Source organism: Solwaraspora sp. WMMD1047 (assembly GCF_029626155.1).
GTDB lineage: Bacteria > Actinomycetota > Actinomycetes > Mycobacteriales > Micromonosporaceae > WMMD1047.
Genome location: NZ_JARUBL010000001.1, coordinates 1,967,992 through 1,989,463 on the forward strand (window position 1 = coordinate 1,967,992; position 21,472 = coordinate 1,989,463).

Consider the following 21,472-nt stretch of genomic DNA (forward strand, 5'->3'; position numbering starts at 1 on the left):
GCCTATCCGCGCATGTCGGTCACTTCACCGTGCCGGCGACCCGGCGCAGCAGCCCTTCCTGCAGGTTGACCAGCTCGGTGTCGGGTTCGGCGGCCCGCCGGCTCCAGGTGCCGTCGGCGGCCAGGTCGAAGGCGTCCACCTCGTCGCTCATCGCCATCGTGAGCACCTGGTCCAGCTCGGCCCGGGCGATCGGGTCGGTGACCCGGACCAGGGCCTCCACCCGGCGGTCCAGGTTGCGGTGCATCAGGTCGGCCGAGCCGATCCAGAACTCGGCGGCGTCGTCTGCGGCGCCGTTGCCGAACCGGAAGATCCGGGAGTGTTCCAGGAACCGGCCGAGGATGGACCGGACCCGGATGTTCTCCGACAGCCCCGGCACCCCGGGCCGCAACGTGCACATGCCCCGGATCACCAGGTCGACGTGGACGCCGGCCTGCGAGGCCCGGTAGAGCGAGTCCACGATCGCCTCGTCGACGAGCGAGTTGACCTTCATCTGGACCAGCCCCGGTACGCCGAGCCGGACGTGTTCGACCTCCCGTTCGATGCGCTCGATCAGCCCGCTGCGTACCCCCTGCGGGGCGACCAGCAGCCGCCGGTACGCGGTCTGCCGGCTGTAGCCGGTGAGCACGTTGAACAGGTCGGTCAGGTCGGCCCCGACCTCCGGGTCGGCGGTGAGCATGCCGAAGTCCTCGTAGAGCCGGGCGGTCTTCGGGTGGTAGTTGCCGGTGCCGATGTGGCAGTAGCGGCGGATCTGGTTGCCCTCCTGGCGGACCACCAGCGCGGTCTTGCAGTGCGTCTTGAGCCCGACCAGCCCGTATACGACGTGGCAGCCGGCCCGCTCCAGCACCCGGGCCCAGCCGATGTTGGCGATCTCGTCGAACCGGGCCTTGATCTCGACCAGCACCACCACCTGCTTGCCGGCCGCCGCCGCGTCGATGAGCGCGTCCACGATCGGCGAGTCGCCGCTGGTGCGGTAGAGGGTCTGCTTGATGGCCAGCACGTTCGGGTCGGCGGCGGCCTGCTCGATGAAGCGTTGCACGCTGGTGGCGAACGAGTGGTACGGGTGGTGCACCAGGATGTCGCCGTCGCGCAGGGTGGCGAAGACGCTGCGCGGCACCTCGCCCTCGACGAAGCGCGGGTGGGTGGCCGGCACGAACGGCCGCTCCTTGAGGTCGGGCCGGTCGCACTCCTCGTACACCTGCCACAGGCTGGACAGGTCGAGCAGGCCGGGCACCCGCAACACGTCCTGGGTGTTCATGTCCAGCTCGCGGACCAGCAGGTCCAGCACGTGGTCGGAGATGGTGGCGGCCACCTCCAGCCGGACCGGCGGCCCGAACCGGCGCCGGGCCAGTTCCCGTTCCAGGGCCTGCAGCAGGTCCTCGTCGCGGTCCTCGTCGACCTCCACCTCGGCGTTGCGGGTGACCCGGAACAGGTGGCACTCGACCACCTGCATGCCGGAGAAGAGCTGTCCGAGGTGGGCGGCGATCAGGTCCTCCACCGGCAGGAACCGCTCGCCGGGTGCGTCCTGCTCGACCCGGACGAACCGGGGCACGTTGTTGGGCACCTTCACCCGGGCGAACAGCTCCGGCCCGCCGTCGGGGTCGCGGACCGCCACCGCCAGGTTCAGCGACCGGCTGGAGATGTACGGGAAGGGGTGCGCCGGGTCGACCGCCAGCGGGGTGAGCACCGGGAAGATGTGCGCCCGGAAGTAGCCGCGCAGCCGCTCCCGTTCCGGCGCGGCCAGGTCGGCCCAGCGGATGATCGAGATGTCCTCGGCGGCCAGCCGGGGCGAGATGTCCTCGACGAAGCAGGCGGCGTGCCGGGCGACCAGGTCGGCGGCCTTCTCCGAGATCCGTGCCAGCTGGGTCCGGGTCGGCATCATGTCGCCGCCGCGGACCGGTAGGCCGGCCTGCATCCGGCGCTTGAGCCCGGCCACCCGGACCATGTAGAACTCGTCCAGGTTGCTGGCGAAGATCGCCAGGAACTTCGCCCGCTCCAGCAGCGGGGTGTCGCGGTCCTCGGCCAGCGCCAGCACCCGGGCGTTGAAGTCGAGCCACGACAGCTCCCGGTTGAGGAACCGGTCAGCGGGCAGCGGCTCCGGTGGCGCCGGCGGCTCGTCGCTCCCGGCGGACCCGCTGGAGGCCGCGCTGGCCGCGTCCGGGCTGGCCCCGTCCGGGCTGGCCCCGTCCGGGCTGGCTCCGGACGCATCAGCCCCGTTCAGGGTGGCATCGGGACGGTCGCCGTTGTTCGGGACGAACCGGCCATCGGCCCCCCGCCGGCGGTCCGGCTCGGCCGACCGGCCGGCGGCGCTGCCCCGGGCCCGGGGCACGGCCTCGACGGGCTCCACGGCCGGATCGGCCCGGTCCGGCGGGGGCGGGTCGGCGGGGGCTTGGGCGGTGTCGGCCCGGGTGTCGGATTGGGCGCGGGACGGGCGGCGAGCGGGAGGGGTGGTCACCCGCCAATCATCACCCGAACACGGTTAACGCAAAATGAACTTGCTGGCACCGGCCGCCGAGTCCCGCCTCACGGGAAGGTGGGCAGGGTGATCCGCGACACCTCGCCGGAATCGTCGCGCTCGATGCGTACCCGCTGGCCGAGGCGGAGCAGCCGCAACCCGGAGGCGTCGAACGCGGCCCGGGGGAAGGCCAGCTCGGCGCCGTCGTCGAGCAGCAGCGTGCCGGACCGGGTCCGCTCGTCGTAGGTCGCCACCGTGCCCTGCATGCCCAGCACCGTACCCGCCGCCGCGGCGAGCAGGGGGCCGGTGTGCCGGCCCAGCCCCAGCCGGGCGGCGGCGAGCAGGTCGGCCGGGGTGTCCACGTCCCGGCGCAGGCTCGGCCACTCACCAGCCAGCGCCAGCGCCCCCGAGCCGGCGTGCGCGGCGGCCGAGTCGCGCCCGAACCGGGGGTCCAGCGGCACCCCCGGCCCGGCCGTCAACAGCACCGTCCCGGTACCCGGCGCGTCCGGCACGAACCACCGGTCACCCCGCCCGGCAGGGCCCCGCCCACCCGACCGCGCGACCGATCCCGCGTCCAACCCCGGCTCCGGACCCGCGTCCGACCACGTGCCAGAGCCTGCGGCCGAGCGTTCGTCCCACGCGGCGGCCAGTGCGGCGGCCAGTTCGGCCGGGCGCAGCGCCGGCAGGTCCGCGGTGAGCGCGGCCACCGGGCGACGGCCACCGCCGTGCGCGGCGCCGAGCCGCAGCGCCGGGTTGAGCCCGGCGCCGGGCGGATCGGGTACGGTCCGCGCGCCGAGGCCGGCCAGCGCGCGGGCGGCGGTACTGTCGCCGGTGACCACCAGCACCTCCCCGACGCCCGGCGCGGCCAGGGCGGCGGCGACGGTGTCCAGCGCCAGGGCCAGCGCCAGCCGCTCGTGCGGCACCCCGGCCAGGGCGCCGCGGAGGCGGCTCTTCGCCACGTCCAGCCGCTTCACCGGTACGACCACGGTCCAGCCGGACCCGGCGCGGGAGGCGGCGGCGGGGCGTGACGAGGACGGCACGGAGCAATCCTGCCAGCCCGGCGGGCTGCCCCTCGCTGGCCCTGCCCGGCCGGAGCAGGCATGATTTCGCTGCGGGCGCCGGGCGGCGGCGCCGCTCGGCGCCCGGGGGCCGGCGCCGAGCTGGGGAACGAGGAGGCACAGTGGCACGGCGCAGGCTGGGATTCTGGCGACGGCTGGCCGTGGTGCTGGTGAAGCCGCCGCTGGTGGTCTGGATGCGGCGTACCTGGCGCGGCATGGAACACCTGCCGCAGGAGGGTCCGGTCATCATCGTCTGCAACCACATCTCGCACGCCGACCCGCTCGCCTCCGCGCACTTCATCTACGACGCCGGCCGCTGGCCGCAGTATCTCGGCAAGGCGAGCGTGTTCAAGGTTCCGGTGGTCGGCTGGCTGCTCCGCAAGGCGTGGCAGATCCCGGTCGAGCGGGGTTCCATCGACGCCGCGAAGTCGCTGGAGACGCTGATCGCGGCCCTGGCCGCCGGCGGTGCGGTGGTGATCTACCCGGAGGGGACCACCACCCGGGAGCCCGACCTGTGGCCGATGCGCGGCAAGACCGGTGCGGCCCGGCTCGCCCTGGCCACCGGCGCCCCGGTGGTGCCGGTCGCGATGTGGGGACCGGAGCAGTACTTCGACCCGCGCACCAAGCGGATCAACCTGCGGCCAGGGCTGCCGGTCACCGTGGCCGCCGGTCCACCTGTCGACCTGAGCCGGTGGTCCGGCCAGACCCCCACCAAGGCCATCCTCGACGAGATGACCGACACCATCATGCTGCGACTGCGCGACCTGCTGGCCGGCATCCGCGGCGGCACCCCACCCCCGCTGTGGGCACCCCCGGTCGCCCGTCAACGCCCCGACGGTGAGGCCAGCGCAGAGCGGCCCAGTCCGGGGCAGCCCGGCACCGGGCAGCGCGGCCCGGGGCAGCGCGCCAACGGCCGGCCCGGCACCAATGGGGCGACCGCATGAGCCAGGTGGCCGTACTCGGTGCCGGTTCGTGGGGCACGGCGTTCGCCAAGGTGCTCGCCGACGCCGGCCGGGAGGTGGTGATCTGGGCCCGCCGGGAGCGGATCGCCGAGCAGATCCGGACCACCCGCAGCAACGAGGAGTACCTGCCCGGCCTGGTGCTGCCGGACGGGGTCACCGCCACCCCGGACGCCCGCGCGGCGATCTCCGGGGCCGACCTGGTGGTGCTCGCCGTCCCGTCCCAGACGCTGCGCGGCAACCTCGCCGAGTGGGCGCCGTTCATCGACGGCGACGCCACCCTGGTCTCCCTGATGAAGGGCATCGAGCTGGGCACCACGATGCGGATGAGCCAGGTGATCGTCCAGATCGCCGGGGTGCCGCTGGACCGGGTGGCGGTGGTCTCCGGCCCGAACCTGGCGCCGGAGATCGCCGCCGAGCAGCCGACCGCGACCGTGGTCGCCTGCACCGACATGGACCGGGCCACCCAGGTGCAGCACTCCATCTTCACCAGCTACCTGCGGCCGTACACCAACGACGACGTGATCGGCTGCGAGCTCGGCGGGGCGGTCAAGAACGTGATCGCCCTGGCGTACGGGATGGCCAGCGCGATGGGGCTGGGCGACAACACCCGGGCCACCCTGATCACCCGGGGGCTGGCCGAGACGGCCCGGCTCGGGGTGGCGCTCGGCGCCGACCCGCTCACCTTCGCCGGCCTGGCCGGACTCGGCGACCTGGTGGCGAGCTGCTCGTCGCCGCTGGCCCGCAACCGCACCTTCGGCGAGCACCTGGGCCGGGGGGAGACCCTGGAGCAGGCCCAGTCCGCGACCCGGCAGACCGCCGAGGGAGTGAAGAGCTGCCTGGCGATCCGGGACCTGGCCCGCGCGCACGGCGTGGAGATGCCGATCACCGAACAGGTCGAGCGGGTCTGCCACGAGGGCGTCGACCCGCGCACGGCGATGGCCCTGCTGATGAACCGGAAGCCGCGCCCCGAATGACCACCGAAGATCACAACCAGGGGTACGGCGACGGCACGCGCTGCGTACACGCCGGGTTGCCGGAGCCGGCGCCCGGCGAGCCGTTCCTGCCCGGCCCGGTCCTCGCCGCCCCCTACCACCTGGACCCGGAGCGTGGCCCGGCAGCGCACCCGAACGGCTACGGCCGGCCGGACAACCCGACCCGGCGGCTGCTGGAGGCGGCCATTGGCGAGCTGGAGGGCGGCGACTGTCTCGCCTTCGCCAGCGGTCAGGCCGCCATCACCGGCGCGCTGCTGGCGATGCTGCGCCCCGGCGACCGGGTGCTGCTGCCGGCCGACGGCTACTACCCGGTGCGCGGCTTCGCCACCTCGACGCTTGCTTCGATGGGGGTGTCCGTCGACTTCGCGCCGACCGCCGGCCCGTACCCGCCGCTGGACGGCGTACGGCTGATCCTGGTCGAGAGCCCGGCCAACCCGGGCCTGGACGTGGTCGACCTGGCCGACCTGGCGGTCCGCGCGCACGCCGCCGGGGCGCTGGTGGCGGTCGACAACACCACCGCCACCCCGCTCGGCCAGCGCCCGTTGGATCTCGGGGCGGACCTGGTGGTGGCCTCCGGCACCAAGGCCCTGACCGGCCACTCCGACCTGCTGCTCGGCTATGTCGCGACCCGCGACCCGGCGCTGCTGGACCGGCTGCGGGCCTGGCGCAACACCACCGGCGGCATCCCCGGGGCATTCGACGCCTGGCTGGCGCACCGCTCGCTGGCCACCCTGGATCTGCGGCTGGCCCGGCAGAGCGCCAACGCCGAGGCGATCGCCCGCGCCCTGGCCGAACGCTCCGATGTGGACGCGGTCCGCTGGCCGGGGCTGCCCGACGATCCGGCGTACCCGGTCGCGTCGGCGCAGATGCGCCGCATCCCCGGCATCGTCGGCTTCGATCTGGGCGACGCCGACCGGGTGGCCCGGTTCCTGCGGGCCTCCCGGCTGATCTTCGCGGCCACCTCCTTCGGCGGCCTGCACACCACCGCCGACCGGCGCGCCCAGTGGGGCGACGACACCCCCGACGGCTTCGTCCGCCTCTCCTGCGGCATCGAGGACCCCCAGGATCTCCTCACCGACCTCACCACCGCCCTGACCGCGGCCCCGCCACCCGGCGCCGGAGCAGACAGCCCGTGATCGTCAGGACATCGAGCACGCCTGGAGCCTGAATCGCGTGCCAGATGTCCTTACGATCGTGGCCGCCGCGTTCGAGGAGCAGGCCAGGGTGGTCGCCACCGAGGAAGGTCGACCGGGAGTACGCCGGCGAGTTCGGCGGCCCGGCCGACCGGCCACTCGCCACGGCGACCCTGTCCGCGGAACCCGGCAGCGCACTCGTCGTCGCCGTGCCCGGGGCCGGCGGCTGACCCGGCGGCTGGTCCCGGCCCGGCATCCGATGATTCGTGGACTGTTCCTGCCCGGCCGGGGGTAGTGGGGGGCCACGATCATGGGGCAGAGTGGTGCGACCATGCGGGGTCCGCGAGGAAGGGAACGATGGAAGGCACAGCGGCACCGGTCGTCGTGGGGCTCGACAACGGCGGCAACAGCAACAACGCGACCGTCCTCGACGCGAACGGGAAGTTCCTGGTGGACCGGCTGGTGGAGACCCCCAGCCGGGTGCAGGAGGGGCCGGAGGCGGCGGTCGCCGCGCTCGCCGAGGCGATGGAGAACGTGCTCGCCCTCACCGGGGTGCCCCGGGACCGGGTCGGCGCCGTCGGGCTGGACACCCCCGGCCCGGCCAGCGCGACCGGGGTGATCTCGTCCCGGGGGGCCACCAACTTCTCCCAGCCCGCCTGGTGGGGCTTCGACTTCCGGGGCGCCCTGGCCGACCGGATCGGCCTGCCGGTGATCTACCACAACGACGGGAACGCGGCCGCCCTCTACGCCCACCACGCCCACTTCGGGGCCGAGGCGATGGCCCGCTCGTCGGTGGCCGCGATCGTCGGCACCGGTCTCGGCGGCGGCGTGGTGGAGCGCGGCCAGGTGGTCTCCGGCGCCGCCGGGATGGCCGGCGAACTGGGCCACGTGCACATCCCGATGCACGGCCTGCTCGGTGAGGGGCAGCCGCTGCCGTACTGCGGTTGCGGGTTCGTCGCCGACGCGGAGAGCGTCGCGTCGCTGGTCGGGATCGAACGCAACCTGCTGCCCTACTGGCTGACCCGGTACGCCAACCACCCGCTGGGCACGGTGGGCTCGGTCAGCCGGGCCGCCAAGCTGGTCCGCCAGTACGGCGTCGACGGCGACCCGATGGCGCTGCAGATCTTCGAACAGCAGGCGATGGCGCTGGGGCGGCTCTTCACGGTGGCGGCCAACTTCACCGACCCGCACGCGTACTTCGTGGGTGGGGGTGTGGTGGAGGCGTCGGCGGAGTTCCGGCGGTGGTTCCTGGACCGGGTCCGCCAGCACACCACGCTCCGCGCCGAGCAGGCGGCGGTCGCCACCTTCGCCCTGGTGCCGGACCTGGACATGGCCGGCGCCCGGGGCGTGGCCATCGCCGCGTGGAAGACCCTCGCCAGCTGACCCCTACCCGGGGATTCCCTGAACCGTAAGTCAGGGACCGTTCCGGGCTGTGACCGGATCCGCCGACCCTGCCTGCTGGCGCACGCTCAACGGTATGAGTCAGGCGACGGTGACCGGGGCAGCGCGTGCGGACTCGACGGTGGGTACGGGGGCCGTGGGGCGGGTGGTCGGGCGGGGGGCCCGGCCGCTCGCGGCCACGGTGCTGGCCGGGGCGGTGCTCGCGGCGGTCCTGACCGTCTGGGCGCACGTCGGCTCCGCGCCGGATCTGGACGTCCTGTCGATGACCATCAGCGACTTCGCCGTCTCCAACCGGGGTGGACCGATGGAGCGGGCGATGTTCGTCCTCGGCGCGACCTCGCTGGCGCTGCCGCTGGGGTTGCGGGCGGTCCGGGCGCCGGTCGGCCGGCTGCCGATCCTGTTGCTGCTGGTCTGGTGCTTCGGGCTGATGGCGGCGGCCATCGTGCCGACCGATCCGGACCCGTTGGTCACCGAGTTGAGCACCCAGGGGTACGTGCACCGGTACGTGTCGGTGGCCGCGTTCGTCAGTCTGCCGGTGGCCGTACTGGTGGCGGTGCGGCGGCTGGCGGCGGACCCGCGCTGGCGGTCCGGCCTGAACCGGCTGCGGGCGCTGGCCTGGGTCGCCGTCGGCGGGTTGGTGGCGCTGTGGTGGGTGGCGTTCCCGGCGGAGCGGATGATGATGGGCCTGGTCCAGCGGCTACTGGTCACTGTGGAGGTGGTCCTGTTGGCGCTGTTTGCCGCCCGGCTGTACCGGGTGTCGGGGATGCCGGAAAGCTGACAGCTAGCTGTCAGCGACAGGCGGTGACCGGGTTCTTGTGACCATCTGTTCACACTCTTACACTCAGCGTGAATCTTCGAGGTCACGGAGCTGTCCCGCTCCGCCGGAAGGGGCACCATGCACGCACTCGCCGAGAAGAACAAGTACGTCGGCTTCCTGTTCATGAAGATCAGCCCGGAGTATTTCGCGCTGGGTCGCGACGGCATCCACGAGGTCTCCGAGGCGCACGCCCGGGACATGGCGAAGTTCTCCAAGCAGCTCACCCACGTCGTGTGCGCCGGGGTCACCGGCAAGTACGACCAGGTCACAATGGTCGAGGCCGACTCCCTTGAGGAGATCCACAACGCCGCGACCGAGTTCCGGATGGGCGCCAAGGCCCGCTACATCGAGATCGTCGACGTGGTCGTCGGGATGAAGGCCCCACCCCGCGCCGTCGCGCTCCGCTCCCAGCAGGAGGCCGCGCAGCGCGCCGCCGCCGAGGCCGGCTGACCCGTCCGGCGTCCACATCGAAGGGGCGGCCCGCCCGGTCGCTGCCATCCGGCAGCCGGCCGAGTCGGGCCGCCTCACTCGGTCCCATCCCATAGACTTCCGGTTGGACTTGCTGAGCGGACGGCGATCGCTCGATGACCTTGAGTAATATCGGTAGGTCTCCCAGTCTGCCTTCCGAAATGACATCCCTTGTGGAGGATGCATGCCGCTCATGACAAGCCGCCGAGGCCCCGCCGCCGCCCTGCTCGCGGCGGCGTTGTTCGTTCCGCTCGGAATCACCGCGCCGGCCCGCGCCGCGAACGACCCGATCATCCAGGCCAACGACGCCTCGTCGGCCGCGGACATCAGCGCCAACGGCCGGTACGCACTCTTCACCTCGTACGCGACGAACCTGCTGCCCGGCACCACCCTCAGCGGCGGCCACATCTACCGGCGGGACCTCGGGCAGGGGGTCACCGAACTGGTCGACGCCGTCGGCGTTGCCGGAGCGCCCAACGGGTCGATCCTCGGGCCGGTCCACCTGTCGAGCAACGGCCGCTACTCGGCGTTCACCAGCACAGCCACGAACCTGGTGGCCAACGACACCAACGGCATCAACGACGTCTTCCTGCGCGACATCGAAGCGCAGACCACCGAGTTGGTGAACGTCGCCACCGACGGCACCCAGGCCAACAACTGGAGCGGTCTGGCGGGGTTGAGCGCCGACGGCCGGTACGTGCTGTTCCAGTCCGCCGCCACCAACCTGATCCCGGGCGGCACCGTCCCCGGCGTCCGCAACATCTACCTGCGCGACCGTCACCAGCAGACCACCGGGCTGGTCGTCGAGATCCCGCAGCAGTCGATCGCGCCCGCCTGGTTCCCGTTCCTCAGCCCGGACGGCGGTTTCGCCGCGTACGACTTCAACCTGCCGGCGCCCGCCGGTGGACCACAATGGACAAGCATCCGGCACGACCTGCAGACCGGGACCACCGAATCGGCGAGTGTCTCCTCCGACGAGCAACCCGCCAACGCGCCCACCTACACCGCCGCGGTCAGCCGCAACGGCCGGGTGCTGCTGATGAGTTCAGGCGCCACCAACCTCGTCGACGACGACACCAACGGCGCCACCGACGTGTTCGTCCGCAACACCGTCCAGGGCACCACGACCCGGGTCAGCGTGGCCCACGACGGAGCCGAGGCCAACCAGGGCTCGACGCCGCTGGGGATCAGCGCCAACGGCCGGTACGTGGCGTTCCGGTCGCCCGCCACCAACCTGGTTCCGGGTGACACCAACGGGGCGATGGACGTCTTCATCCGGGACCGGTCGGCGGGCACCACCACCCGGGTCAGCCTCGCCGCCGACGGCAGCCAGGCCAACGCCGACGTGTGGGAGGCCCGGATCAGCGCCAGCGCCGAGTTCGTCATCTTCAGCTCCGCCGCCACGAACCTCGTCGCCGGCGACACCAACAGCCGGCCCGACGTGTTCGTCCGCAACCTCATCACCGACACCACCACCCGCGTCAGCGTCGGCTGACCAGGGCTCCCGACCCCTGGCTCAGCCGCGCCGGCTGAGTCGGGGGTCGGTCAGGCGGCCGCGTCAGCCGCGAACCTCAGCCCGGACCGGGCCGCGACTGCGCGGCCACCCGGCGCCACTCGCTCGGACTGAGGCCGTACGCCCCACGGAACCGGCGGGTGAAGTGCGTCGGGTCGACGAACCCCCACCGGCGGGCGACCACCGCGATCGTCAGGCGGCCGCTCTCCGGCCGCATCAGCTCCTCCCGGGCGCCCTGCAACCGCTCCCCGATGATCCACTGTTCGAGGCTGAGGTCGGCCTGGGTGCAGATCTTGTAGAGGTAGCGCAGCGAGATGTTGTGCGCGGCGGCGATGCCGGCGGGGCGCAGGTCGGGGTCGGTCAGGTGCTGCCGGACATAGGCCCGGATCCGGGTCAGCAGGGTCTCGGCGAGCACCTCCCGGGTGTGCGGCCCGGCGTGCGCGGCGGCCGAGACCAGCAGGGCGCGGGCAAGTTCGGTGCTGGCCCGGCCGAGCGCCGGCGCGGCCGGGTCGGTGCCGAGCCGCGCGGCGTCCCGCACCAGATGAGAGACGTGGTCGGTGACCAGCTCGTACAGCGGACTGGCCGGCAGGTTCGCCGCCGCCCGGCGGATCACGTCGACCGGGAGCCCGACCTGGTCGATCGGGATCTGGAGGCAGCCGGCCGCCCCCTCACCGGACCACGAGAAGTCGTACGGCGAGGAGAGATCCATCATCATCAGCGAGCCGGGCCGCACGATCTGCCGGTGACCGAGCTGCTCGTGGCGCCCGTCGGCGAGCAGCTGCACCGAGAGCGCGACCACCGGCGCCGCGTCCTGCCGGGCCTGCTTGGCGGTACGCAGCAGCTGCAACCCGGTGGACCTGGCGATGAAGACGTTCGCGCTGCCCAGGTCCCACACCTCCAGCCGGGTGCGGACGTCGCCGTCCGGGTCCTCGTGGATCACGTACGACGGTACGGACGCCTGCATGACGGCCGCGTAGACCGCCTCGACCCGGTCACCCGGCGCAATCTCCGCCGTGTCCAGCACAAAACCCATCTACCCCGCCCAATGTGCAGTCAGAGCCAACGACGGTGCACGCACAGCCGGACCCGGGACGTGCCCCGCTCCTAAGGTTCGCACCGAAGTGTTACGCGACCGTGTTCAGCGGCTCGCCAGGAAGGGGCACCCGATGCCGTTCGTCACCAGCGCCGATGGCACCCAGATCTACTACAAGGACTGGGGCGAGGGGCGACCCGTCGTGCTCAGCCACGGCTGGCCACTCAACTCCGACAGCTGGGAGGCGCAGCAGCTCCACCTCGCCGAACACGGCTACCGCGCGATCGCCCACGACCGGCGCGGACACGGCCGCTCCACCCAGACCTGGGCCGGCAACGAGATGGACACCTACGCCGACGACCTGGCCACCCTGATCGAGACGCTCGACCTGCGTGACGTCACCCTCGTCGGCTTCTCCACCGGCGGCGGGGAGGTGGCCCGCTACCTCGGCCGGCACGGCACCGCCCGCGTCGCCCAGGCGGTGCTGGTCTCGGCCGTACCGCCGCTCATGCTCCGCACCGACGACAACGCCGACGGCCTGCCGATCGAGGTCTTCGACGGCATCCGCGCCGGCTCGCTCGCCGACCGCTCCCAGCTCTACCGCGATCTCGCCGACGGCCCGTTCTTCGGCCTCAACCGCCCCGGCGCCCAGGTGTCGCAGGGCATCCGGGACGCCTTCTGGCGGCAGGGCCTGCAGGCCGGCCACCGCAACGCGTACGAGTCCATCGCCGCCTTCTCGGCCACCGACTTCCGTGCCGACCTGGACGCCTTCGACGTACCCACGCTCGTTATCCACGGCGACGACGACCAGGTCGTCCCGTTCGAGGTGGGCGGCAAGGCGTCCGCCGCGCGGATCAAGAACGCAACCCTGACCGTGTACGCGGGCGCGCCGCACGGCATCACCGACACCCACAAGCAGCAGCTCTCCGACGACCTGCTCGCCTTCCTGCGTACCTTCTGAGAAGGGGGACCCCCATGACCACGCCAGACACGATCGTCCTGGTCCACGGCTTCTGGGTCACACCGCGAAGCTGGGAGAACTGGATCACCCACTACGAGGCCAAGGGCTACCGGGTGATCGCCCCGGCGTACCCGGGCTTCGAGGTCGAGGTCGAGGCCCTGCGGGCCAACCCGCAGATCATCGCCGACGTCACCGTGCCCGCGATCATCGAGAAGATCGAGGGGATCATCCGCGAGCTGGACACCCCGCCCATCATCATCGGCCACTCGGCCGGCGGCGCGTTCACCCAGATCCTGCTCGACCACGGCTTCGGCGCCGCCGGGGTGGCGATGAACTCGGCCCCCACCGAGGGGGTGCGGGTGGTCCCGCTGTCCCAGGTGAAGTCCACCCTGCCGGTGCTGAAAAGCCCCGCCAACCGGCACAAGGCGGTCGGCCTGACGCTGGAGCAGTGGCGCTACGCCTTCACCAACACCTTCACCGAGGAGGAGTCCGAGGCGCTCTACGAGCGCTACCACATCCCCGCCAGCGGCGGCATCGTGTGGGGCGGCGTGCTGGCCAACTTCCAGCCCGGCCACCAGGACACCTGGGTCGACTACCACAACGACGAGCGGGCGCCGCTGCTGTTCATCTCCGGCAGCGAGGACCACATCATGCCGCCGTCGGTGCAGGAGTCCAACGCCAAGCACTACAAGTCCAACACCGTCACCGAACACAAGATCTACGACGGGTACGCCCACCTGCTCCCCGCCCAGCAGGGCTGGGAGGAGATCGCCGACTACGCCCTCGACTGGGCCCTGCGGCACGCCCGGTCATGACCACGGTCCGGGTCACCCACATCGGCGGGCCGACGGCGCTTGTCGAGTTCGCGGGCTGGCGGCTGCTGACCGACCCGACGTTCGACCCGGCCGGCCGGCGGTACGCGTTCGGCTGGGGCACCTCGTCCCGCAAGCTCGCCGACCCGGCCGTCGCCGCCGACGCGCTCGGCCCCATCGACGCGGTGCTGCTGACCCACGACCACCACGGCGACAACCTCGACGGCGCCGGCCGGGAGCTGCTCTCCTCGGCCGGTGTCGTCGTCACCACCGTGCCGGGCGCTCGGCGGCTCGGCGGCGGCGCCCGGGGCCTGGCACCGTGGGCGACGACCACGCTGGCGGGGGAGGGCCGGCCCACCATCGAGGTGACCGCCACCCCCTGCCGGCACGGGCCGCCGCTGAGCCGGCCGATCGTCGGCGACGTGGTCGGCTTCGCCCTGCGCTGGCCGGGCCAGGCGCACGGTGCCCTGTGGATCTCGGGCGACACGGTGCTGTTCGGCGGCGTACGACAGGTCGGGAGCCGGCTGCCGGTCGGGCTGGCGCTGCTGCACCTCGGCGGCGTCCGGTTCCCGATCACCGGCCCGCTGCGGTACTCGATGACCGCCCGCGACGCTGTGAAGCTGCTGGACGACGTACGCCCACACACGGTCGTGCCGGTGCACTACGAGGGCTGGAAACACTTCCAGGAACCCCGTGTTGCGATGGAACGCGAGTTCGCCTCCGCGCCGGCCGACGTGCGGCAGCGGATCCGCTGGCTCCCGATCGGCACCCCCACCGACCTGGAAACCTGACCGGCCGCCGGGTCCCTCGCGGCAGTTCTAGAGCCCAGCGGCGATGGTGTCCATCGAGGCGGTGTACGCGGCGATCGCCTGGTTCCGGTACTGCGCTTGCTGCTCGCCGCTCACGTCGGTGGTGATGTAGTCGAACTGCGCGTACACCCCGATGTCGTCGGTCGTGGCCTCGAAGCGGAAGTTGTACACGTAGCCGGTTATGCCATCCTTGCAAGGCGCGTCGGCGCACGGTAGCTGGTCGGACAGCGGATCCAGATGATCGAGAGTGAGCAGCTCCTGAGCCCGCTCGGGAGAGTACTCCGGATATCCCAGTCGCTGGAGTTCTGCGTCGGTGAGGACGCTGTAGTTGAATTCGGCCCGACCGAAGGTCGGGGTCTGGGTGGCGACGTCGTGGTACTCGCCGTCCGGCTCGATGTCGCAGATCGGTGCGTTTGTCGCCCAGCCGGTCGGCTTCCTGAACTTGGCGTTGTACTGGACGGTCCCGTCGGCTGGCAGCTTCACCACGGCCTTCAGTTCCTCGCAGACCGCGCCGAGGTCGGTCTCCCCGCCATCCCGGGTCGACTCGACCGTGGATGGCCGCATTGACTGCCGGTCTCCGGGACCCGCCGAAGCGTCGCAGCCAGCCAGCAGTAGTCCGGCGGCGGCAGCCACAACCCGTCTCATCGTGGCGTCACCTCCGTCCCGCATCAGAGCCCGGCGGCGATGGTGTCCATGGAGGCGGTGTACGCCGCGATGGCCTGATTCCGGTACTGCGCCAGCTGATCGCCGCTCACGTCGGTGGTGATGTAGTCAAACTTCGCGAACACCCCGATGTCATCCATCGTGGCTTCGAAGCGGAAGTTGTACTGGTAGCCGTTGATGCTGTTCTTACAGGGCTTGTTCGCGCACGGTACCTCGTCGCCTAGGGGATCCGCCTGATCGAGGGTGAGAAGGTCCTGCGCTCGCTCGGGGGAGTACTGCGGGTATCCCAATCGCTGGAGTTCTTCCTTGGTGAGGACGCCATAGTTGAACTCGGCCCGGCCGAAGGTCGGGACCTTGGTGGCGACGTCGTAGTACTCGCCCTCCGGCTCGATATCGCACAGCGGCACGTTGGTCGCCCAGCCGGTCGGCTTGTTGAACTTGGCCTTGTACTGGACGGTCCCGTCGGCCGGCAGCTTCACCACGGCTTCCAATGCCTCGCAGACCGCGCCGAGGTCGGCCTCCCCGCCCCGGGTGGTCGACTCGACCGGGGATGGCGGCGTTGACTCGCCAGCACCGGGGTCTGCCGGCGTGCTGCAACCCGCCAGCAGTAGTCCCGCGGCAGCTACTACCACAACTCGTCTCATCGCGGGGTCGCCTCCGTCTCATATTCCGGCCCGGCCTCGTGTTCACCACCGGGTGTCGTGTCGAAGACATAGGAGGGAGCACCCGGGATGTGCACCTGCCAGCCGCTGCGGTCGGTGGCGCGCGCCCAGTCCGAGGCGTGGCCCGGAGCGGAACCCTCGTCCCAGTCCGCCATGGTGGACCGGAAAGCTGCGGCGTGCTCGGCGTCTGTCGCCGCGTACGCCTCGGCCGCCGCCTTGATCTGCTCGCCCGCAGTATAGAGGCGCCCGCATGTGGTCCTCAAATACTCTCGGTACTCCAGGACCAGCGCCTTGACCTTCGGGTCGGCCATGCCCTCGGATCCGTCCTCGGTGGCCAGCGACGCGTCGGCCGCCTGGACGTCGGTGATCCTCGGAATGAGCCGGTCCTCATAGATCTTGGCACACTCGAAGCAGGTGTCGGCGAGCTCCAGGGCGGTTGGGATGTCGATGTGGATGCCCGTCCGGTCGCCGTTGCCGGTGGCGGTGTTCTCCGTCATGTCGTACAGCTCCAGGTTGAAGCTGTCGATCCCGAAGATGGTGTCGCGCAGGCTGTGGACGCCGTTGTTGTAGTCGTTCTCCCGGGAGAAGAGGTCGCGGGCCTGCTCATCCAGGTGGGCCCAGAGGGCGGTTATCACCGCCTCGACGTCGTGGGAGTATTCGGTGCTCTTGGTCTCCGGCGCGAAGTTCTGCCCGATGATGCCAGTGAGAATGCAACTCGCGCCGACGGCCGCGAGGGCCGGGTTCCAGCCACCGCCGATCGTGAGCGCCGTGCCCATACCTTGGAAGGTTTGCCACACCGGGTTGAGGTCGGTGGTGACCGTATGGGTCTCGTCGAGTGCCTTGCCGGCATCCCGAAGGATTTTCAGTGAGCCGGAGCGGATCTCCTGAATGATCGTGCCCCTGGCGCTGTAGAGGTTGTGGACGCCCGCGGCGATCTGGGCCTGGTTACCGAGGGTCGGTGCGATCGAGGCGAAGAAGCCGTCTTTGAGTCTGTCGGCGGCCAGCCCGGTCCACACGGTATACCAAGCCCCACCCTCACCGTCCGCGCCGATGAGCTTGTCGATCTTATTGATCAGGTCGGCGTTGCTCGACGGGTTAAAGGTGGCACCAGACCCGCCGGAGGACTCCATGCCCACGGCACTGCCGATCGCGAGGATCGCCTGCTGCGCGCTCTCGATCGCGCGCTGGTCATGCGCGTCGAACGTCGGCAGCTTGGCGAGGATGGCGCTGCCTTCGCCGTAGGCCCAGTCCTCGACCCGCTGCATGATCGAATTCATGCCGCAGACGATCTCGTTCGGCACGATCACCTCGTTGCCGTTGCGGTCGAAGGTGGTCGTCGGCGGGTAACCCATCTCCGGGCCGAAAGTGCGCCCCGGGCAGGAGGGAATCCCGCCCTGCTGGTCGCCCTGCGCCCAGGCGATGACCTCGCACGAGCCGTAGATGATGTGCACCTGGTTGATCGGATCCCAGTAGTCCCAGAGGTCCTCCCCGACCGGGACCCGGACCCGGTGGAAGGCGGTGCGGAAGGTGCCGAGCCCTCGCACAGCGACCGCGACCTCTTCACGCCAACGCTTCGTCAGGGCGTCCCGGAACGCGTTCACCTCGTTGACGAGGGTGGAGTAGAAGTTCGTGTCATAGATGATGCCGCCGGACATCAAGATCCCCCCGTGGATTCTGAGCCGCTCCGAGTCAGATCGCGCCGCCCGCGGGCTGAGATCATTAAGGAGCATCCGGGAGGCGTACGCGACACTTTCTCACCGCGCAGAGTAGTCCACCCCCGCAAGCGTGTCTATGCCGTATCCGCTACCAGGCAGCCCGCGGTGCGCGGCTCCGAGATGGACATACCATCCCGAAGCCAGCGCCTCTTGCCACTTCAAGGCGGGTTGCCGTTCCAGCCCAGGTCGGGATGCCAGTTCGGGGACGGGATCCCGGCGTGGCTCAGCTTTCTGTGACCATCGTTCGTCCGTCCTGTGGATGGTCGAGGTCACTAGGTCCGCAATGTGATCGGAGATCGACAGCCGATCAGCCAGCGGTGAACCGCCAACCCTCGACCAAGGTGGGCGCGGAGGTGGTGTCGGACTGGGTGCCCCGGTCCCAGCACTTCGAGCGGGCCAGGTTCATCCAGACCCTCTGAGCGGTGTATGCCACGTCGTACACCTCGACCCCGTAGAGCCCCAGAACCCGGCTGTACGCGGGCACGGTCACCTGGGCGTTGACCCCGATGGCCGTGGTGCGCGAGTACTGGATGTCGACGCTCACGGTGGCCTGGAGCTTGCTGGTGAGCTCGGCGGAGGTGCCGACCTTGGTAATGACCGTGTAGGTCCGGGACTGCTGCGACGTGAAGGTCGCGGTGATCGGGGAGCTGAGTCCGTTGTCGACGGTCCGCCCGTCACTGGCGATGAAGGTACGGTTCGCCGATGTCACCGTGAAGAGGTGACCCTGGTACACGACGGTGTTGCGGGCGGCGACGGTTGTCGTCCACACGATGCTGGGGTCGGTCGGGCAGGCGATGTCCGGCCCGAACACGCCGGCCTGCGCGCTGCCCGGCACGGCCAGCACCGCGGCACCCGACATCATCGCGACGGTCATGACCAGGCCGGTCACCCGCGCCCGCCACCCGCGCCGCCGTACCCCTGGTCCGCTGTCCGCTCGATCTGGCATGGGATCCTCCCTCTGTCGGCTGGCTGTCCCAAGAACAGAGCCAATAAGCGGATGCTGACGGTAGCGAGCGGTGGTGGGCGCGGTCATCGGTGCCGGAACGCACTGCGGATTCGTGCAATGACGGCGTGCCCACCTCTGTAGCTTTCTTGCGAGGTAGGACCCCGTCGGCCGGACGACGCACGGGTCGGTCCAGACTTGCGCACTTCAGCAGCTACGTGAGGATGAAGAAGTACGCGAGACAGCGGGCAATCACTTCGCCCGCTTGCGTGCGCGTGCCGACCGTCGGCCCGCCGACGCCCGACAGTTGATCTAGGAACCCCAGGCGAGTACGCCGTACGCTGAGGGTACCGAACCACTAAGCCAGAACAAATGCCTGCAGAACAGACGCAAGATCATCGTTTCTGTATTGCTGTCCATGCATGTCCGCTGCTCAGTAAGCGCTGCGCCCGGTCTCCGGACCGGGCGAGGATCGCAACGTCTTCACGAACATCAGGCCGCCGCCGGACCGCTTGCTGCGCCCGGTCTCCGGACCGGGCGAGGATCGCAACTTCGGGACGAAACTCTACGATGACACCTACGATCGGTTGCTGCGCCCGGTCTCCGGACCGGGCGAGGATCGCAACCAGCCCGGTCGCCGGCTCGAAAATCCTGCGGTTGGGCGGCTGCGCCCGGTCTCCGGACCGGGCGAGGATCGCAACCCGGCGCCGGGCGGCATCACGCGGCCCATTTCCGGCTGCGCCCGGTCTCCGGACCGGGCGAGGATCGCAACGGGTGACGGCACATGGCACCTGGGCGCCGACGCGGCTGCGCCCGGTCTCCGGACCGGGCGAGGATCGCAACGTGTTGCGATTGGTGGCAGTCGCGTTTCCGCCAGACTGCTGCGCCCGGTCTCCGGACCGGGCGAGGATCGCAACTCCAGCTTTACGGTTTTGTCGCCGGGGGTGAGGTTGAGCTGCGCCCGGTCTCCGGACCGGGCGAGGATCGCAACGCCGGGCGTACGCGCTCGTGCTCGCCGATGACGCTCTGGCTGCGCCCGGTCTCCGGACCGGGCGAGGATCGCAACCGGTGCGCGGGCCGGAGCCGCGCCGCCGCAAGCGCACCGCTGCGCCCGGTCTCCGGACCGGGCGAGGATCGCAACGCCTGGCTGGCCCGGATGAGCCGCGTCACCGTCGAGGCGCTGCGCCCGGTCTCCGGATCGGGCGAGGTTCGCAACATCGACGCGGCCACGGTGACGGCGATCGTCGCGGCTCGCTGCGTCCAGCTTCCGGGCCGGCCGAGGATCGCAACGCACCGGCTGAGCTGGTGCAGCAGCACGCGAGAGAGGTGCTACGCCCCGGTCTCCCGACCGGGCGAGGACCACAACTCGTGCGAGGTTACGGAGATGCTTGGCCAATCTGTCATCCAGTCGTCGAAGGCATCCTCGATCGGTACGCGGCCTCAAAGTAGCTCGGGCGCGCTCACGCGACATTCAGCTCCTGGACGGCGACGAACACGCCGCGACGTCGAAACGCCGCTGGAGCGTGCACTATAGCGTCGACGCGAGCGGCCCGGCTGTTGAAGGGGAACCAGAATCGTCGCAGCGATCTCGTCTCGACCCAGGCCGGTGCGCCACGTCCGTCCCTGGCCGAGACGTGTTCCGCCAAGGCAGCGAGGAAGACGTCCCAGCGCACGTCGCCGACGGGCTGAGGCTCGATGGCCAGAAGGCTACCGCGTGTGGCGGCCTGCTCCCACCGGTACTCCTCAAGGAATTCCGCGACGAGACGCCATCTGCGCGCTTCGTCGGCTCCCGCGAGCAACGTACCCAGGCGTTCGACAGTCAAGGGCTCGTACGCCCTAGCATGGTCCGTCACGCTTGTACGGTAATGCATGAGGGCTGGGTGGGGGCGCGGCTCGTCCATGGAGCGTAACACGCCGTGTTACGCTCCTGGACTGTGGAGCAGTTCAACTGGACCGATGCTGCGCGCAGGAACCTTGACGGCGTCACGCTGGTTGATGTCGCCGATGTGCTGTATGCGCCGCCCGACGAGACATCGACGCGTCAGCTTCCGGGTGGGGGGCGCATCGTCATGGGCAGGGCGGGCTCGGGTCTGCATGTTGCGGTGCTGCTGGTTCGCAACCGAGAGATCAGCGGACTCTGGAACATCTCGTTCGCGAGGCCAATGACGCCGTCCGAGGTCGAGGAGTGGAATCGATGGATGAAGTAATGAGTGAGCAAGAAATGATCAACTGGGTGAAGGAGAATGATCTTTCTGCTCTCATTCGTGAGGGGGAGCCTGTCGAGGCGCCTCGCGCTACCGAGCGCGAGATCATGGCGGTTCGGACCGTGCGGCTGCCAGCGGCGGTGTATGAAGACCTGCAGGATCTCGCAGAGTCCCGAGGCATGGGGACCAGCGTTCTCATGCGCAAGGTCATTGAGGAATGGGTGGCGTCGCAGCTCGCTCCTACTGGCCCTCGTGACGTTGTGCCTGTCACGGAGTTGCTCGATTTTGTCCAGCGAGCTGCCCGGCCGGCTGCTTGATCTGGTGCCTGGACGGCTTGCGCCAAGCTGGCCGGCTGGGAGGCCGTTTCCGGAGGACTGGCGTTACCTTCTCAAGATGCTGTGAAGAATTCCGACGGTCCCGAGACAGGACAGGATTCCTGCGGGCCAGCCCTCCCTGGCGCCGACGGCTGTCCCTACGGCTCCGCCGATGCAGATGATGACTGCCCATCGAATTGGCAGCTGGGGGTCTGGAGGTTCCCTGTCGAGCTTCGGTGCATCTGTCGGCTCTGGTTTTGAAGCCTGTAGGCTCATCAAGCATCCTCATTTTCCGTCGTGGGGGGCTACCGGCGGTCCGCTGTGACAGCAGCGGACCGCCTTCCTTGAGGTGAAGTTCTGGTCCTTGATATGAATTAAATTCGAGTGATAGTCCGATCTGATTTGCGTGCCGCGGCGAATCGCAATGCTGGCATACGGCCGATGATCACGCAAGTGTCTGCTTTGATGGATCATCGGACGCTGCGACGAACGACATGTCATGGCTCAGTCGAGGCGCGGCGACGAAACTACAAACCCTCCGATAGCCTCTTCTCGCTTGA

The 21,472-nt window shown here is 70.4% G+C and carries 20 protein-coding genes, 2 pseudogenes and 1 CRISPR repeat array; of the genes and pseudogenes, 13 read left to right on the plus strand and 9 right to left on the minus strand.

All coding sequences use genetic code 11. The features are described 5' to 3' along the window. Positions 1–19: 19 nt before the first annotated feature. The 3 genes and pseudogenes from O7627_RS09060 to O7627_RS37150 all read right to left on the minus strand — a co-directional run. Complete coding sequence (locus tag O7627_RS09060) at positions 20–2,218, minus strand: RNA degradosome polyphosphate kinase (RefSeq protein WP_278098223.1); 2,199 nt, start codon at positions 2,216–2,218, stop codon at positions 20–22. Positions 2,219–2,520: 302 nt separating this feature from the next. Continuing rightward, positions 2,521–2,718, minus strand: a complete 198-nt coding sequence (locus O7627_RS09065; RefSeq protein WP_278098224.1) for a cold-shock protein — start codon at positions 2,716–2,718, stop codon at positions 2,521–2,523. 48 nt (positions 2,719–2,766) lie between these two features. After that, a pseudogene (locus O7627_RS37150) lies at positions 2,767–3,492 on the minus strand (NTP transferase domain-containing protein); the annotation flags it as partial. Between the two features lie 140 nt (positions 3,493–3,632). Here O7627_RS37150 and O7627_RS09075 point away from each other — a divergent pair. From O7627_RS09075 to O7627_RS09110, 8 genes and pseudogenes are all read left to right on the plus strand, one after another. Further along, positions 3,633–4,316: pseudogene (locus tag O7627_RS09075) on the plus strand (lysophospholipid acyltransferase family protein); the annotation flags it as partial. Between the two features lie 134 nt (positions 4,317–4,450). Beyond that, the gene (locus O7627_RS09080; protein WP_278093043.1) at positions 4,451–5,446 is read left to right on the plus strand and encodes an NAD(P)H-dependent glycerol-3-phosphate dehydrogenase; all 996 of its coding nucleotides are present in this window, start codon (positions 4,451–4,453) and stop codon (positions 5,444–5,446) included. Next, the gene (locus tag O7627_RS09085; protein ID WP_278093044.1) at positions 5,443–6,600 is read left to right on the plus strand and encodes a cystathionine gamma-lyase; all 1,158 of its coding nucleotides are present in this window, start codon (positions 5,443–5,445) and stop codon (positions 6,598–6,600) included. Before O7627_RS09080 ends, O7627_RS09085 begins: the two co-directional genes overlap by 4 nt. 44 nt (positions 6,601–6,644) lie before the next feature. Next, the gene (locus O7627_RS09090; protein WP_278093045.1) at positions 6,645–6,827 is read left to right on the plus strand and encodes a hypothetical protein; all 183 of its coding nucleotides are present in this window, start codon (positions 6,645–6,647) and stop codon (positions 6,825–6,827) included. A gap of 127 nt (positions 6,828–6,954) precedes the next feature. Further along, complete coding sequence (locus O7627_RS09095) at positions 6,955–7,980, plus strand: ROK family protein (protein ID WP_278093046.1); 1,026 nt, start codon at positions 6,955–6,957, stop codon at positions 7,978–7,980. A 94-nt stretch (positions 7,981–8,074) separates the two neighbouring features. Then, the gene (locus O7627_RS09100; protein ID WP_278093047.1) at positions 8,075–8,776 is read left to right on the plus strand and encodes a DUF998 domain-containing protein; all 702 of its coding nucleotides are present in this window, start codon (positions 8,075–8,077) and stop codon (positions 8,774–8,776) included. 117 nt (positions 8,777–8,893) lie between these two features. Then, the gene (locus O7627_RS09105) at positions 8,894–9,265 is read left to right on the plus strand and encodes a hypothetical protein (protein WP_278093048.1); all 372 of its coding nucleotides are present in this window, start codon (positions 8,894–8,896) and stop codon (positions 9,263–9,265) included. A gap of 211 nt (positions 9,266–9,476) precedes the next feature. Further along, on the plus strand, positions 9,477–10,778 hold the full coding sequence (locus O7627_RS09110; RefSeq protein WP_278093049.1) for a hypothetical protein: 1,302 nt from the start codon (positions 9,477–9,479) through the stop codon (positions 10,776–10,778). A gap of 76 nt (positions 10,779–10,854) precedes the next feature. On the opposite strand, the gene O7627_RS09115 is transcribed toward O7627_RS09110, so the two are convergent. Next, positions 10,855–11,829 (minus strand): helix-turn-helix domain-containing protein, encoded by a 975-nt coding sequence (locus tag O7627_RS09115; RefSeq protein ID WP_278093050.1) that lies wholly within the window; start codon positions 11,827–11,829, stop codon positions 10,855–10,857. Positions 11,830–11,962: 133 nt separating this feature from the next. On the opposite strand from O7627_RS09115, the gene O7627_RS09120 reads away from it, so the two are divergent. The 3 genes from O7627_RS09120 to O7627_RS09130 are packed head-to-tail and all read left to right on the plus strand — an operon-like array spanning position 11,963 to position 14,393. After that, complete coding sequence (locus O7627_RS09120) at positions 11,963–12,790, plus strand: alpha/beta hydrolase (RefSeq protein WP_278093051.1); 828 nt, start codon at positions 11,963–11,965, stop codon at positions 12,788–12,790. Positions 12,791–12,804: 14 nt separating this feature from the next. Next, positions 12,805–13,605, plus strand: coding sequence for an alpha/beta hydrolase (locus O7627_RS09125; protein WP_278093052.1), 801 nt, complete (start codon positions 12,805–12,807; stop codon positions 13,603–13,605). Next, the gene (locus O7627_RS09130; RefSeq protein ID WP_278093053.1) at positions 13,602–14,393 is read left to right on the plus strand and encodes an MBL fold metallo-hydrolase; all 792 of its coding nucleotides are present in this window, start codon (positions 13,602–13,604) and stop codon (positions 14,391–14,393) included. Before O7627_RS09125 ends, O7627_RS09130 begins: the two co-directional genes overlap by 4 nt. Positions 14,394–14,420: 27 nt before the next feature. Here the strand turns inward: O7627_RS09130 and O7627_RS09135 are convergent, their stop codons facing one another. The 5 genes from O7627_RS09135 to O7627_RS09155 all read right to left on the minus strand — a co-directional run bounded on the left by O7627_RS09135 (position 14,421) and on the right by O7627_RS09155 (position 20,247). Continuing rightward, positions 14,421–15,044 carry a hypothetical protein gene (locus O7627_RS09135; protein WP_278093054.1) on the minus strand — a complete coding sequence of 208 codons (624 nt, stop codon included), beginning with the start codon at positions 15,042–15,044 and terminating at the stop codon, positions 14,421–14,423. A 35-nt stretch (positions 15,045–15,079) separates the two neighbouring features. Beyond that, entirely contained in the window at positions 15,080–15,718 is a 639-nt protein-coding gene (locus tag O7627_RS09140; RefSeq protein ID WP_278093055.1) for a hypothetical protein, read from the minus strand. Beyond that, a complete protein-coding gene (locus O7627_RS09145; RefSeq protein WP_278093056.1) occupies positions 15,715–17,391 on the minus strand; it encodes a hypothetical protein in 1,677 nt (558 codons plus the stop codon). Before O7627_RS09145 ends, O7627_RS09140 begins: the two co-directional genes overlap by 4 nt. A 367-nt stretch (positions 17,392–17,758) precedes the next feature. Beyond that, on the minus strand, positions 17,759–18,397 hold the full coding sequence (locus O7627_RS09150) for a hypothetical protein (RefSeq protein WP_278093057.1): 639 nt from the start codon (positions 18,395–18,397) through the stop codon (positions 17,759–17,761). Positions 18,398–18,836: 439 nt separating this feature from the next. Continuing rightward, positions 18,837–19,760: direct repeats of the CRISPR family, unit length 37 nt; unit sequence GCTGCGCCCGGTCTCCGGACCGGGCGAGGATCGCAAC. Between the two features lie 94 nt (positions 19,761–19,854). Then, positions 19,855–20,247 (minus strand): hypothetical protein, encoded by a 393-nt coding sequence (locus O7627_RS09155; RefSeq protein WP_278093058.1) that lies wholly within the window; start codon positions 20,245–20,247, stop codon positions 19,855–19,857. 81 nt (positions 20,248–20,328) lie between these two features. On the opposite strand from O7627_RS09155, the gene O7627_RS09160 reads away from it, so the two are divergent. Both O7627_RS09160 and O7627_RS09165 read left to right on the plus strand, forming a co-directional pair. After that, positions 20,329–20,601 carry a hypothetical protein gene (locus tag O7627_RS09160; protein ID WP_278093059.1) on the plus strand — a complete coding sequence of 91 codons (273 nt, stop codon included), beginning with the start codon at positions 20,329–20,331 and terminating at the stop codon, positions 20,599–20,601. Beyond that, on the plus strand, positions 20,589–20,915 hold the full coding sequence (locus O7627_RS09165) for a ribbon-helix-helix protein, CopG family (protein ID WP_278093060.1): 327 nt from the start codon (positions 20,589–20,591) through the stop codon (positions 20,913–20,915). The genes O7627_RS09160 and O7627_RS09165 overlap by 13 nt, the downstream gene beginning before the upstream one ends. Positions 20,916–21,472: the final 557 nt, after the last annotated feature.